The organism is Nocardia sp. NPDC050717 (assembly GCF_040654275.1).
Taxonomy (GTDB): domain Bacteria; phylum Actinomycetota; class Actinomycetes; order Mycobacteriales; family Mycobacteriaceae; genus Nocardia.
The window spans coordinates 40,847-54,758 of record NZ_JBFAHR010000004.1; the positions used below are offsets into that span (position 1 = coordinate 40,847).

Below are 13,912 nucleotides of genomic sequence, written 5' to 3' on the forward strand. Positions count from 1 at the left end.
GGCTCAGACGCTAGCACCGAACTCGGCGAGCTCGATTCTGGTCTCCCCGTATTTGCGCGGCTTCAGCGCCGCATAGCCTGCGGGCCAGGTGATTTCGGGTGAGCGGATGGAACGCTCCACGATCACCAGCGCGTCGGGCGCGAGCCAGCCGTTGCGCGCCAGCGCGACCAGGTCGGCGAGTACGTCCTCGGTGCTCACCTCGTACGGCGGGTCGGAGAAGACCAGGTCGTAGGCGGCGGGCGCCTGCTGGGCGAGCACCGAGCCGACCGCGCCGAGGCGCAGTTCGGCGCCGGGCAGGCCGAGCTCGGCGATGTTGGCCCGCACGACCGCGGCCGCCTTGCGATCGGACTCGATCAGCAGCGCGTGCGCGGCGCCGCGCGAGAGCGCTTCCAGGCCGAGCGCGCCGGACCCCGCGTACAGGTCGACGACCCGCGCGCCGTCGAGGTCGAGGCGCGCGTCGATCGCGCTGAACAACGCCTCGCGCACCCGGTCCGAGGTGGGCCGGGTACCGGCGGGCGGCACCTTCAGGCGCCGTCCGCCCGCCGTCCCGGCGACGATGCGGGTCATTCCGACTCGCGCGCAGCCAGTTCCACCAGCAGATCGCCGCCCTCGACCTGCTGCACCTTGGCGGTGGCGATCCGGCCGACGATGCCGCCGCGCGGCGCGGTGATCGCGGCCTCCATCTTCATGGCCTCGATGGTGCCGATGGTGTCGCCCGCGTGGATCTCCTCGCCCTCCGACACCGCCAGGGTGACGACGCCGGCGAACGGCGCCGCGATGTGGCCGGGGTTGTTCTTGTCGGCCTTCTCCACCGCGGGCACCTCGGACGCGATGGACCGGTCACGCACCGCGACCGGGCGCAGCTGCCCGTTCATGATGCACATGACGGTGCGCATGCCCTTCTCGTCGGGCTCGGAGATCGCCTCGAGCCCGATGAGCAGGGTGACGCCCTTCTCCAGCTGGACGCGGTGTTCCTCGCCGCGGCGCAGACCGTAGAAGAACTGGTTCTCCGACAGCCCGGTGGTGTCGCCGTACTTGTCGCGGTGCGCCTGGAATTCGGCGGTCGGGCCGGGGAACAGCAGCCGGTTGAGGGTGTCGCGGCGTTCCTGCGAGGTGCCGTCGAGCCCGGCCTGGTCCGCCGCGGTGAGCGGGGTCTCCGGCTTGGGCTCGCTCCGGCCCGCCAGCGCCTTGCTGCGGAAGGGCTCGGGCCAGCCGCCCGCGGGGGTGCCGAGCTCGCCGCGCAGGAACCCGATGACCGAGTCCGGGATGTCGTAGCGACCGGGGTCGGCGGCGAAGTCCTCGATGTCGACGCCGGTGCCGACCAGCGCCAGGGCCAGGTCACCGACGACCTTGGACGACGGGGTCACCTTGATCAGGCGGCCGAGCAGCCGGTCGGCGGCCGCGTACTTGGCCTCGACCTCCTCGAACCGGTCGCCGAGGCCGAGTGCGATGGCCTGCTGACGCAGGTTCGACAGCTGACCGCCGGGGATCTCGTGGGTGTAGACGCGGCCGGTCGGGGCGGGCAGGCCCGACTCGAACGGCGCGTACACCTTGCGCAGGGCTTCCCAGTACGGCTCGAGGTCGCAGACGTGCTGCAGGTTCAGGCCGGTGTCGTGCTCGGTGTGCGCGGCCGCGGCCACGATCGCCGAGAGCGCGGGCTGGGAGGTGGTGCCCGCCATCGCCGCCGACGCGCCGTCGACGGCGTCGGCGCCCGCCTGCCAGGCGGCGAGGTAGGTGGCGAGCTGCCCGCCGGGGGTGTCGTGGGTGTGCACGTGCACCGGCAGGTCGAAGTTCGACCGCAGCGCCGTGACGAGCTTGGCCGCCGAGGGCGCGCGCAGCAGACCCGCCATGTCCTTGATCGCGAGCACGTGGGCGCCCGCGTCGACGATCTGCTCGGCCAGCTTCAGGTAGTAGTCCAGCGTGTAGAGCGACTCGTTCGGGTCGAGCAGGTCGCCGGTGTAGGAGAGCGCGACTTCGGCCACGGCCGTTCCGGTTTCGCGGACGGCGGCGATGGCGGGCCGCATCTGGTCGACATTGTTGAGCGCGTCGAAGATGCGGAAGATGTCGATGCCGGTGTCGGTGGCCTCCTGCACGAAGGCACGGGTCACCTGCTCGGGGTAGGGCGTGTAGCCGACCGTGTTGCGTCCGCGCAGCAGCATCTGCAGGCAGATGTTGGGGACGGCTTCGCGCAGCGCGGCCAGGCGCTCCCACGGGTCCTCGTGCAGGAACCGCAGCGCCACATCGTAAGTCGCGCCGCCCCACGCCTCGATCGAGAGCAGTTCCGGGGTCAGCCGGGCCACGTGGCCCGCGACGCCGAGCAGGCCGTTGGTGCGCACGCGGGTCGCCAGCAGCGACTGGTGCGCGTCGCGGAAGGTGGTGTCGGTGACGCCGAGCGCCTTCTGCTCCCGCAGTGCCTTCGCGAAGCCCTCCGGGCCGAGCGCGAGCAGGCGCTGGCGCGAACCCGCGGGCGGCTCGACGGTCATGTCGATGGCGGGCAGCTTGTCGTACGGGTACACCGTGGTCGGGCGTTCGCCGTGCGGCTTGTTCACCGTGACGTCGGCCAGATAGCTCAGGATCTTGGTGCCGCGGTCGGCCGATCCGCGCGAGGTGAGCAGTTCGGGGCGCTCGTCGATGAACGAGGTGGTGACCCGGCCCGCCTGGAAGTCGGGATCGTCGAGCACCGCCAGCAGGAACGGGATGTTGGTCGTCACGCCGCGGATGCGGAACTCGGCCAGCGCGCGGCGGGCGCGCGCGGCGGCGGCGGGCAGGTCGCGACCGCGGCAGGTCAGCTTGACCAGCATCGAGTCGAAGTAGGCCCCGATCTCGGCGCCCAGGTTCGCGCCGCCGTCGAGGCGGATGCCCGCGCCGCCCGGCGTGCGGTAGGCGGTGATGCGACCGGTGTCGGGGCGGAAGCCGTTGGCCGGGTCCTCGGTGGTGATGCGGCACTGCAGCGCGGCGCCGCGGATGGTCACCGCGTCCTGGCTCAGGCCCAGATCGGCCAGGGTCTCCCCCGCCGCGATCCGCAGCTGCGACTGCACCAGGTCGACATCGGTGATCTCCTCGGTCACCGTGTGCTCGACCTGGATGCGCGGGTTCATCTCGATGAACACGTGGTTGCCGCGTTCGTCGAGCAGGAACTCCACGGTGCCGGCGTTGCTGTAACCGATCTGGCGGGCGAAGGCCACGGCGTCGGCGCAGATGCGTTCGCGCAGTGCGGGATCCAGATTCGGAGCAGGCGCGAGCTCGATCACCTTCTGGTGCCGGCGCTGCAGCGAGCAGTCGCGCTCGAACAGATGCATCACGTTGCCGTGCTGGTCGGCCAGGATCTGCACCTCGATGTGGCGCGGGTTCACCACGGCCTGCTCGAGGAACACGGTCGGATCGCCGAAGGCCGACTCGGCCTCGCGCGAGGCCGCCTCGATCGACTCGCGCAGCTGCTCGGGCGCGGCCACCCGGCGCATGCCGCGGCCACCGCCACCGGCGACGGCCTTGACGAAGATCGGGTACTCGAACTCCTCGGCCGCGGCCAGCAGGGCGTCGATGTCGGCACTGGGCTCGCAGGACTTCAGCACCGGCAGGCCCGCCGCCTTGGCGGTGGCGATGGCGGTGGCCTTGTTGCCCGCCATCTCGAGCACGGCGGCCGAGGGGCCGATGAAGGTGATGCCCTCGCGCTCACAGGCGGCGGCGAGATCGGGGTTCTCCGACAGGAAGCCGTAGCCGGGGTAGATCGCGTCGGCGCCGGCGCTCTTGGCGGCGTCGATGATCGCCTCGATCGACAGGTACGCCCGGACCGGGTGCCCTTCCTCGCCGATCTGGTAGGACTCGGCCGCCTTCAACCGATGCACGGAATTGCGGTCCTCGTGCGGGAACACCGCGACCGTTCCGATGCCTAGCTCGTATGCCGCGCGGAAGGCGCGAATGGCGATTTCACCACGATTGGCGACCAAGACTTTCGAGAACATTGGACCACGGTACCCGGACGCGACCGGACCACCGGCACGCAAGGTGGCTTCGCAGCAATCTTCACACCGCACACCGGCCCACCTGCGAAGTTGCGTTCACCCGGCCGTCACATCTCACCGCGCGGACCGGTCGGCGGTGCGGGCGGTTCGCGCAGGTCAGCACTCGGCGAGGGGGGCGGGCGCTCGCCGTCGGCGTCCGCGCGGCCTATGCTGGGCGACGCAGCTGGTTCGCCTGCGCGGTGGAAGAGTCGGAGCCCCGACCTCCCGCGCCGGCGTCGACGCCCGGACACGCACGATCGCGCCGGGCGGAGAGGGAACCCGGTGGGAATCCGGGACTGTCCCGCAGCGGTATGCCGGAACGACCACCGTCATCAGCACTGGGCTCGACACCTGGGAAGCGACGGTCAGTAGGTCGGTCGATCACTCGACCGGTGCCGGTGAGTCCGAAGACCTGCCGACTGTGCCGGATACGCCGTATCCGGCGGCCACCGCCTCGTGGATCGGGCGCGCGGACCACCTGTGCCGACCTGCCGCGCCCGCGCGGCAGGTCCCGGCGGTGTCGACGTGTGCCCTGAGTACGGCGATGGCTCCCGCACGACACACTGGAGAATCTCCGTGACTGTTTCGCACTCCCCCTTCACCGCAACGGTTCTCGGCTTGCCACGGATCGGCCCGAACCGCGAACTCAAGCGCGCCGTCGAGTCCTACTGGGCGGGACGGGTCGACGCCGAGCACCTGCACGCCGTCGCCCGCACGCTGCGCGCCGAGCACTACGCCCAACTGCGCTCGGCCGGACTGGATTCGATTCCCGTCGGCACCTTCTCCTACTACGACCAGATGCTCGACACCGCCGTCCTGCTCGGGGCGCTCCCGCCCCGCGTCGACGCGATCGCCGATCCGCTGGACCGGTACTTCGCCGCGGCCCGCGGCACCGACACGGTGGCGCCGCTGGAGATGACCAAGTGGTTCGACACCAACTACCACTATCTGGTCCCCGAGATCGACGCGAGCACCACCTTCGCCCTGCACCCCGACAAGCTGCTCGCCGAACTGGCCGAGGCGATCGAGCTCGGCGTGCCGGCCCGGCCGGTGGTGATCGGTCCGCTGACCTTCCTGAAGCTGGCCAAGTCCGCCGACGGCCCGGCCCTGGACCGGCTGCCGGAACTGCTGCCGCTGTATCGCGAGTTGCTGGCCGGGCTGGCCGCCGCGGGCGCGCGCTGGGTACAGCTCGACGAGCCGGTGCTGGTCACCGACCTGACCGAGGCCGAGATCGCGCTCGTGCGAGAGACCTACACCGAGCTCGCGGCCGCGACCGACCGCCCCGCGATCCTGGTGGCCACCTACTTCGGCCACCCCGACGCCGCCCTCGCCGCGCTCGCCGACACCGGAATCGACGGTGTGGCCCTCGATTTCACGGCCGGCACCGACCTCGCCGCGGTGGCCGCCCTGCCCGGCCTCACCCGCACGCTCGTCGTCGCCGGTGTGGTCGACGGGCGCAACGTCTGGCGCACCGATCTCGACGCCGCACTCGCGACGCTGGGCACCCTGCTCGGCAGCGCGGGCGCGGTGGCCGTGGCGAGTTCCTGCTCGCTGCTGCACGTGCCGTACTCGCTGGCCCCGGAGACCGGACTCGACGAGCGGCTGCGCTCCTGGCTCGCCTTCGGCGCCGAGAAGGTCGGGGAGATCAGGGTTCTCGCGACCGCGATCACCGAGGGCACGCCCGCCGTCGCCACCGAGCTGGCCGCCGCCCGCGCTGTCGCCGAGACCCGCCGCACCGATCCACGCCTGCACGACGCGCGCGTCCGCGGCCGCCTCGCGGCGCTCGGTGACGGCGACCTGACCCGCGCACCGGCCGACGAGCGACGCGCACGCCAGCGCGACCACCTCGACCTGCCGCTCCTGCCGACCACCACCATCGGCTCCTACCCGCAGACCTCGGCGATCCGCCGGGCCCGTGCCGCCTTGCGCAAGGGTGAGATCGACGCGGCCGAGTACGAGCGCCGGATGCGCGCCGAGATCGCCGCGGTGATCGCCCTGCAGGAGCGGCTCGGTCTGGACGTGCTGGTGCACGGCGAGCCCGAACGCAACGACATGGTCCAGTACTTCGCCGAACTCCTCGACGGTTTCGCCGCGACCGACAACGGCTGGGTGCAGTCCTACGGCACCCGCTGCGTGCGCCCGCCGATCCTGTTCGGCGACGTCTCGCGGCCTGCGCCGATGACGCTGTCGTGGATCGGCTACGCGCAGTCGCTCACCGACAAGCCGGTCAAGGGCATGCTCACCGGCCCGGTGACCATCCTGGCCTGGTCCTTCGTGCGCGACGACCAGCCGCTGGCCGAGACGGCCGGGCAGGTCGCCCTCGCCATCCGCGACGAGACCGTCGACCTGGAAGCCCAGGGCGCGCGGATCATCCAGGTGGACGAGCCCGCCCTGCGCGAGCTGCTGCCGCCGCGCGTGAGCGACCAGCCCGCCTACCTGCGCTGGTCGGTGGACGCGTTCCGGCTGGCCACGGCGGGCGTGGCCGACACCACCCAGGTGCACACCCACCTGTGCTATTCGGAGTTCGGCGAGGTGATCACGGCGATCGCGGGTCTGGACGCGGACGTGACCTCGATCGAGGCGGCCCGCTCACACATGGAGGTGCTCGACGACCTGACCGCGGCCGGCTTCGCGCTCGGGGTCGGCCCCGGTGTCTACGACATCCATTCCCCGCGCGTCCCGTCGGTCGAGGAGATCACCGCCTCGCTGCGCGCCGCCCTCGATGCCGTTCCCGCCGAACGGCTCTGGGTGAACCCCGACTGCGGGCTCAAGACGCGCGGGCCGGTCGAGGTGGAGGCCGCCCTGCGCAACCTGGTGACGGCGGCCGCGGCGCTGCGCTGAGCCGAACCGCCCCGGACGGGCGATCGCCGTCCGGGGCGGATCTCGGGTCCAGTTGATACCGTGATACCCGTTCGCTCTGGGAACTCCCTCGGCAACCGCGCGGCACGCGCCGAATCGGCCGGCCGGACCCCCTTGACCGGCCCGCATCGAGCATGCGGGCCCGGCCCCGCGTGCCCCGATTCGGCGCTTCGCACGTTACGCACGGGTAGTCACAGGTAAAATCCCTTGCAGGACTGGACTTCTCCGCACGCGATCGTCCATTAGAGCGAACATTGCGAACTCGGAGCGTTAGGATCTCCGACGTGCGGAAGATGTACGCGGGGGCCCGGCTTCGACGGCTGCGTGAAGAACGAAGGATGACTCAGGCGGCGTTGGCGAAATCGCTGGATCTCTCGCCCAGTTATCTCAATCAGCTCGAGCGCGATCAACGCCCGCTCACCATTCCGGTTCTGCTGAAACTGAACTCGACCTTCGACCTCGACGTGCAGTTCTTCGCCGCCGACTCCGACGCACGGCTGGTCTCGGACCTGCACGAGGTCCTTGTCGAGGCGGCGGGCGGCGGCGACACCGCGCCGATCACCGAGGTCGAGGAGCTCGCGACGAGATTGCCCGAGGTGGCGCGGATCGTCATCGCGATGCACCGCCGCTTGCGCGCGGCCACCGATCAGCTCGATCTGCTGTCGTCACGGGTGGACAGCAACGCGGGCGCGCCCGGCGCCCCGATGCCGTACGAGGACGTACGCGACTTCTTCTACGACCACCGCAATCACATCGCGACCCTCGATCACGCCGCCGAGCAGCTGTTCGAGGAAGCCGGGCTGAGCATCGGCTCGCTGGACCGGCAACTGGCCAGGGTCGCCGAGGAACGCGCGGGCGTCACGGTGCTCGTCCGCGGCGACGGCGCCGACCCGACCATCCCGAAACGCCACTACGACCCCGACACCCGCACGCTGACCCTCGCCCGGCGGCTGCGCCCCGGTCAGCGCGCCTTCCAGATCGCAGGCACCCTCGGCCTGCTGCTCTACGGCCGCGAGATCGACAACGTGCTCGCCGAATCACGGGCGCTCACCGGCGAATCCCGCACGCTGGCCAGGGTCGGCCTGGCCAACTACTTCGCGGGCGCGCTGATCCTGCCCTACGGCCGGTTCCTGCGTTCGGCCGAGGAACTGCGCTACGACGTGGACCTGCTCTCGCTGCGGTTCGAGGTCGGCTTCGAGACGGTCTGCCATCGGCTCAGCACGCTGCAGCGGCAGGGTCAGCGCGGGGTGCCGTTCTTCCTCGTCCGCACCGACCGGGCGGGCAACATCTCGAAGCGGCAGTCGGCCACGGCATTCCATTTCTCCCGGGTCGGCGGCAGCTGCCCGCTGTGGGTCACCCACGAGGCGTTCGCGCATCCCGGCCGCATCCTCACCCAGATCTCGGAGATGCCCGACGGCCGCCGCTATCTGTGGATCGCCCGCACCACCCCGGCCACCGCGCAGGGCTTCGGCGCGGCGGCGAAGAACTTCGTCATCGGGCTCGGTTGCGATATCGAATACGCGGACCGGCTCGTGTACTCGCAGGGTCTGCAACTCGACGACCCGCAGGTGGCGGTGCCGATCGGCGCCGGGTGCAAGGTGTGTGAGCGCGCCGCGTGCCCCCAGCGCGCCTTCCCCCAGATCGGACGGCCGCTCGCCGTCGCCGAACACACCAGCACCGACCTGCCGTATCCGCGCCTGCCGCGCTGAGCGTTCAGGATTTGGCGAGGTATTCGATGCGCTCGCCGTCGACGGCCGCGTGCATCATCCCGGCCAGCCCGGGATGGCGCACCAGCCCCGGATCCTCGGCGACCACCTGGCGCGCCAGCTCCTGGGCCGCGGTGATCACCTCGAGGTCGTCGAGCAGCGAGAGCAGGCGCAGCGAGCGGGCCGTTCCGGACTGGGCCGCGCCGAGCACGTCGCCCTCGCGGCGCTGACGCAGATCGAGGACCGAGAGTTCGAAACCGTCGGTGGTCGCCGCGACCGCTTCGAGCCGCGCCATCGCAGTGCCGCCGGGGGCGGCGTCGGTGACGAGCAGGCACAGCCCGGGATACTCGCCGCGGCCGATGCGCCCGCGCAGCTGATGCAGCTGACTCACGCCGAACCGGTCCGCGTCGACGATCACCATCACCGTCGCGTTCGGCACGTCGACGCCGACCTCGACGACCGTGGTACACACCAGGACATCGATGGCGGCGTCGTTGAACTGCCGCATCACGTGGTCCTTCTCGTCGGACGGCAGCCGGCCGTGCAGCAGCCCGACCCGGACACCGGCCAGCGGCCCGGCGCGCAGCGTCTCGTACATGTCGACGGCGGCCTGCGTGGTCGGCCCCTCCTTCTCCTGCGCCGACTTCTTGCCCTTGGCGGGCGGCGCGTCGGGATCCTCGCCGATCCGCGAGCACACCACATACGCCTGCCTGCCCTGGCCGACCTCCTCCAGAATCCGTTCCCACGCGCGATCCACCCAGCCCGGATGCAGTTTGCGCGGAACGACTCTCGACACGATCGGGGAGCGGCCACGCGGGAGCTGGGTGAGGGTGGAGGTCTCCAGGTCGCCCAGGGTCGTCATCGCGATGGTGCGGGGAATCGGGGTCGCTGTCATCACCAGCAGGTGCGGGCTGATGCCGTTCTTCGCCTTGGCCCGCAACGCGTCACGCTGCTCGACGCCGAAGCGGTGCTGTTCGTCGACGACGACGAGGCCGAGATCGAAGAACTCCACGGCGTCCTGGATGAGGGCGTGGGTACCGATGACCAGGCCGGCCTCGCCGGTCACCGCGTCCAGCAGGGCCGCCTTCTTGGCCGCCGTCGACATCGATCCGGTGAGCAGCACCATTTTGGTCGCGTGCTCGGCCGCGCCGAGTTCCCCCGCGGTGCCGAGCTCGCCCAGCATCGCCCGCAGCGAGCGATGGTGCTGAGCGGCCAGGACTTCCGTCGGCGCCAGCAGCGCGCACTGGCGACCGGAATCCACCACCTGCAGCATGGCGTGCAGCGCGACGATCGTCTTGCCCGAGCCCACCTCGCCCTGCAGCAGGCGATGCATCGGCCGGGTGCGGGACAGGTCGGCGGAGATCTCGTCGATCACCTGCCGCTGGCCCTCGGTGAGCTCGAAAGGCAGCCGCTCGTCGAAGGCGGCCGCGATCCCGTCGGTGGCGGGCGGGCAGGCGGGCGCGGTGCGACCCTCCACCTCGTGCCTGCGTTCGGCGAGCACCAGCTGCAATGCCAGCGCCTCGTCGAAACGCAGCCGGTCCCTGGCCTTCTCGATGTCGAGCTTGTGTTCGGGCAGATGGATCAGGCGCAGCGCGTCGGAGACCCCGAGCAGCCCGCGGTCCTCGCGCAGGTCGGTGGGCAGCGGGTCCTCGATGGGGTCGAGCTGGTCGAGGACCTGGCGGATGCAGGCGAGCAGGTCCCAGCTCTGCACCTTCGCCGTCGCCGAATAGACCGGGACGAACTCCCGCTCGAAGAACGCCGCGTCGACTCCCCCGGCGCCTTTCGCGCTCTGCGCGAGTCCGCGCAACGCCCCGCTGCCGCGCACCGAGGTGAGCTCCTCGACGCCGGCCTCGGCCTTGTCGGGCAGGATCAGGTAGTCGGGGTGCGAGAGGTTCCAGCGGTCCGGACGCCACCAGTGCACGGTGCCCGACATCATCGCCCGCACACCCTCTTTCACCAGATAGCGCACCTTGTCGCCGTTGAAGAAGGTGGCTTCGACCGGGCGGGCGGCGCCGGTGTCGAGCTGCACCTTCAGCAGGGAGCCGCGGCGGTTCTTCATCGGGCGCAGTTCGGTTTTGGTGATCCGGCCGATCACGGTGATGTGCGCGCTCTCCTCCGGCTCCTCCTCGGTGAGCGGCTGGCCCTGGGTGGCATAGCGCACGGGATAGTGGCGCAGCAGGTCCTCGACCGTGGTCATGTCGAACGCTTCGGTCAGCCGGTCGGCGGCCTTCACACCGAGCACGTGATCGAGCCGGTCACTCAACGTCGCCATCTACTCGACCCCTATCTGCACCAGATCCGCTTGCTGCCCACCGGAATACACCACGACCTCGACACCGGGGAAACCGGCCGTCACATGCTCGGCCAACACCGCGCCCAGCTCGGGGCCCGCGTCGGCGCCCATCAGCAGGGTCACCAATTCGCCACCGAGACCGAGCATCCGGTCCAGCAGGATGCGGCCCGCGCCGACCACATCGGGGTCGATCACCACCACGTCGTGGCCGACCAGGCCGAGACCGTCACCGGGCGAACACATCCCGACCATCGTCAGCGCGCGCACCCGGGCCGCCCGCAGCGCGCCCCACCGGGTGGTCGCGGCCGCCTCCGACATCGCGAACGCGTCGTCCACCGCGATCCGCCCCCGATCGTGCACCGCCAGCGCCGCCAGCCCCTGCACCATCGACGCGCTCGGCAGCAACAAGACGTCACGTGACCCGTCACGCGCGGCGACACCGGCGGCGACGAGCTCCTGAGCGGGCAACGCCCCGTTCGGCAGGACGAGGACTTCCCGGTGCGGCATGGCGCGGATCGCGGTGAGCAGGGCTGTGGTGTCGAGCTGCCGGTCACCGCGCAGCACCACCGCGCCCGCGTCCTCGAACAGGCTCGCGGCGGCGGCGCCGGAAGCCACGGCGAGGATGCCGCGGTCGGCGAGGTGGTCCGTGCCCGGGGGCTGTCCGTCGGTCGCGCTGGACACCGACCCGTCGTCGTCCGCCCTGGCATCGGGCTCGGTGAGCCGCGGCCGATCAGCGTTCGGCACCACGCCGGGCCCCGCATCTGCCGCGGCTGTGCGGGAAATACCGCGCCCGGCCGCGGCCGAGCCCTCGGCACCCAGCCGTCCGCTGTCCACCGGACTGGTCCTCGCCCCTGCAGCGTCTACCGAACTGGTCCACGCCCCGCCCTCGGTGTCGTCCGCGGTAGCGGCCTCCACACCGACGGCACCACCGTCCCTCGTGCCGGATCCCGCGCCGACACTGCTCGCATCGCCCGGGGCCGACCCCGCGCCTGCTCCGCCGGCACCAGCCACGGCGGACCCCGCCCCGACGGTGCCTCGATCGACAGGTGTGGGCGCCACGCCGCCACCGTCGCAGGACCGCACCGCCGCCGAGTCGTGATGCGCGCCCCCGTTCGGTGCCGTCACCGCGAAGCTCTCGATCCGGATCCCGGTCACCGTGCCGATCGCCAACCCCGCTTCGATCGCGGCGCCCGCGTCCCTGCAGTGCACGTGTGCCGACCAGGTGCTGTCCCCGTCCCCCACCACGACGACGGAATCACCGAGCACGGCGAGCCGGTCCCGCAGCCCACCGGCGGCCGCCTCGTCGGTGCCGGAGATCACGTACATGACCTCGAAATGCGGGTCGGCGTCATCGGACCGATCCTGCCCGTCCCAGAAGTCGGCACGTGACCCCGCCAGGTCCACACTGGCCGCGGGCGGCACTGCGGTATCGGTCACCCCAGCCGCAGGCCAGCCGGCAGCATCGTTCGCACCGACCGCAGGCCGCCCGGCAACATCGACGTCACCAGCTGTGAGGCGCGCGGCAGTGTCGGTCGCACCCGCCGTCGGCGGTCCAGCGGTGTCGGTCGCACCCGCCATCGGCCGCCCAGCGGTGTCGGTCGCACCCGCCATCGGCCGCCCAGCGGTGTCGGTCGCACCCGCTGCGTCGCCCGCTGATGCCCTCGGCACCACGCCGCCCGCTGCCTTCCCCGGCGCATCGACGTCCGCGGACGGATCGGCGCTCGTCGAGTTGAACGTGCGTGTTCCATCGGTCTGCCGGGAACGGCCATCGATACCGAGGGCCGCCCGGCGGTCGCCCGATCCGGCGCGGGTATAGGTGTCGCGGGTCGGCGCCGCGCCGCAGATCTGTCCGACGAGGCAGTCGAGGAGAACGAGGAGGCCGCGGGCTCCGGCGTCGACGACCCCCGCCGCGCGCAGCACGCCGAGTTGCGCGGGTGTCTCGTTCAGCGCGCGTGCGGCGCCGTCGGCCGCCGACCGGGCCACGGCCGCCAGTGCCGGGTCCGCCGACTCGGCCGCGGCTGCCGCGGCGCGGTCGAGGACGGTCAGAATCGTGCCTTCGACGGGGGAACTGAGCCCGGTGCGCACGAGCACCGCCGCCCGACGCAGTGCCGTCCGCAGGCTGTCACCGGTCAGCGGGCCCGCGTCCACGGCTTCGGCGATCCCGCGCAGGACCTGGGAAAGAATGATTCCGGAGTTGCCGCGGGCGCCGGTCGTCGCACCGCGCGCGAGCGCCTTCGCGACCTCGTGCGCCGACAGTACGGAATCGCTCGGCGCAGCGACGTCGGTGCGAGCCGGCGCGGTGTCGACCACCGCCTCGGCCGCCGCGACCGCCGCCCGCATGGTCGCGAGGAGATTGGTGCCGGTATCGGAGTCGGCGATGGGGAACACGTTGAGGGCGTTGATCTCGGCGCGGCGCAGTTCCAGGTCGGTGCGGCAGGTTCGGGCCCAGGCCAGCAGCTCGGCGCCGTCGAGCGCCTCCCGCACGTGCGACACCGCCACCTCGCTCCCCGATCCGCGTGCCCGCCCGCCGAGCACGCACGCCAGGTTAGCGGCAGCGGCCGACAGCGGTATGCTGAGCGCGGACGGGCCCGTCATCCGGGCCGTGCCCGGCGTGTCGACCGGGACACCCGGTTTGGAAGATCACGGCCCGGCCAGCTACCCTTGCAGGGTTGCCTCGCGCGGCCGATCCCGGTCTGCGCTGGCCGACGCGAGTCGGCAAGGCATTGACGACATCAGTTTCCGGTACAGCGGGCATCCGTGCGCGCTGACCGCTTATGACATGAAGGAGCTCGCGACATGGCTGCCGTTTGCGACGTCTGCGCCAAGGGCCCCGGTTTCGGGAAGTCGGTCTCGCACTCGCACCGGCGCACCAACCGTCGCTGGAACCCGAACATCCAGACCGTGCGTGCGCAGGTTGCCCCTGGCAACACCCGCCGGATGAACGTGTGCACCTCCTGCCTGAAGGCGGGCAAGGTCGTCCGCGGCTGATTCTCAGCCCGTACATTCTGCCGACAGTGCCCCGGCACCCCGCGTGGGTGGTCCGGGGCTTTGTC

At 71.5% G+C, this 13,912-nt stretch carries 6 protein-coding genes, 2 pseudogenes and 1 riboswitch; of the genes and pseudogenes, 3 read left to right on the plus strand and 5 right to left on the minus strand.

All coding sequences use genetic code 11. The annotated features are described in order from the left end of the window. Positions 1–3: 3 nt before the first annotated feature. Both rsmD and AB0H56_RS10810 read right to left on the minus strand, forming a co-directional pair. A complete protein-coding gene (gene rsmD, locus AB0H56_RS10805) occupies positions 4–567 on the minus strand; it encodes a 16S rRNA (guanine(966)-N(2))-methyltransferase RsmD (protein WP_357160368.1) in 564 nt (187 codons plus the stop codon). After that, the gene (locus AB0H56_RS10810; protein ID WP_357160371.1) at positions 564–3,962 is read right to left on the minus strand and encodes a pyruvate carboxylase; all 3,399 of its coding nucleotides are present in this window, start codon (positions 3,960–3,962) and stop codon (positions 564–566) included. The genes rsmD and AB0H56_RS10810 overlap by 4 nt, the downstream gene beginning before the upstream one ends. 259 nt (positions 3,963–4,221) lie before the next feature. Then, positions 4,222–4,436: riboswitch (cobalamin riboswitch) on the plus strand. 141 nt (positions 4,437–4,577) lie between these two features. On the opposite strand from AB0H56_RS10810, the gene metE reads away from it, so the two are divergent. After that, positions 4,578–6,842, plus strand: coding sequence for a 5-methyltetrahydropteroyltriglutamate--homocysteine S-methyltransferase (gene metE / locus AB0H56_RS10815; protein WP_357160374.1), 2,265 nt, complete (start codon positions 4,578–4,580; stop codon positions 6,840–6,842). A gap of 302 nt (positions 6,843–7,144) precedes the next feature. Continuing rightward, positions 7,145–8,569, plus strand: coding sequence for a short-chain fatty acyl-CoA regulator family protein (locus tag AB0H56_RS10820; RefSeq protein ID WP_357160378.1), 1,425 nt, complete (start codon positions 7,145–7,147; stop codon positions 8,567–8,569). Between the two features lie 4 nt (positions 8,570–8,573). Here the strand turns inward: AB0H56_RS10820 and recG are convergent, their stop codons facing one another. The 3 genes and pseudogenes from recG to AB0H56_RS10835 form a co-directional block, all read right to left on the minus strand. Beyond that, complete coding sequence (recG, locus tag AB0H56_RS10825; protein ID WP_357160381.1) at positions 8,574–10,838, minus strand: ATP-dependent DNA helicase RecG; 2,265 nt, start codon at positions 10,836–10,838, stop codon at positions 8,574–8,576. Further along, positions 10,839–11,489 (minus strand): annotated as a pseudogene (locus tag AB0H56_RS10830) (dihydroxyacetone kinase); the annotation flags it as partial. A gap of 507 nt (positions 11,490–11,996) precedes the next feature. Then, a pseudogene (locus tag AB0H56_RS10835) lies at positions 11,997–13,454 on the minus strand (DAK2 domain-containing protein); the annotation flags it as partial. Positions 13,455–13,655: 201 nt separating this feature from the next. Between AB0H56_RS10835 and rpmB the strand changes: the two are divergent. Next, the gene (gene rpmB / locus AB0H56_RS10840) at positions 13,656–13,847 is read left to right on the plus strand and encodes a 50S ribosomal protein L28 (RefSeq protein WP_011210730.1); all 192 of its coding nucleotides are present in this window, start codon (positions 13,656–13,658) and stop codon (positions 13,845–13,847) included. The last annotated feature ends 65 nt before the right edge of the window (positions 13,848–13,912 follow it).

Bases quoted from the DNA above. Each gene is read 5' to 3' on its own strand.
- rpmB (WP_011210730.1), top strand. From the start codon at position 13,656: ATGGCTGCCGTTTGCGACGTCTGCGCCAAGGGCCCCGGTTTCGGGAAG.
- AB0H56_RS10810 (WP_357160371.1), bottom strand. From the start codon at position 3,962: ATGTTCTCGAAAGTCTTGGTCGCCAATCGTGGTGAAATCGCCATTCGC.
- rsmD (WP_357160368.1), bottom strand. From the start codon at position 567: ATGACCCGCATCGTCGCCGGGACGGCGGGCGGACGGCGCCTGAAGGTG.
- recG (WP_357160381.1), bottom strand. From the start codon at position 10,838: ATGGCGACGTTGAGTGACCGGCTCGATCACGTGCTCGGTGTGAAGGCC.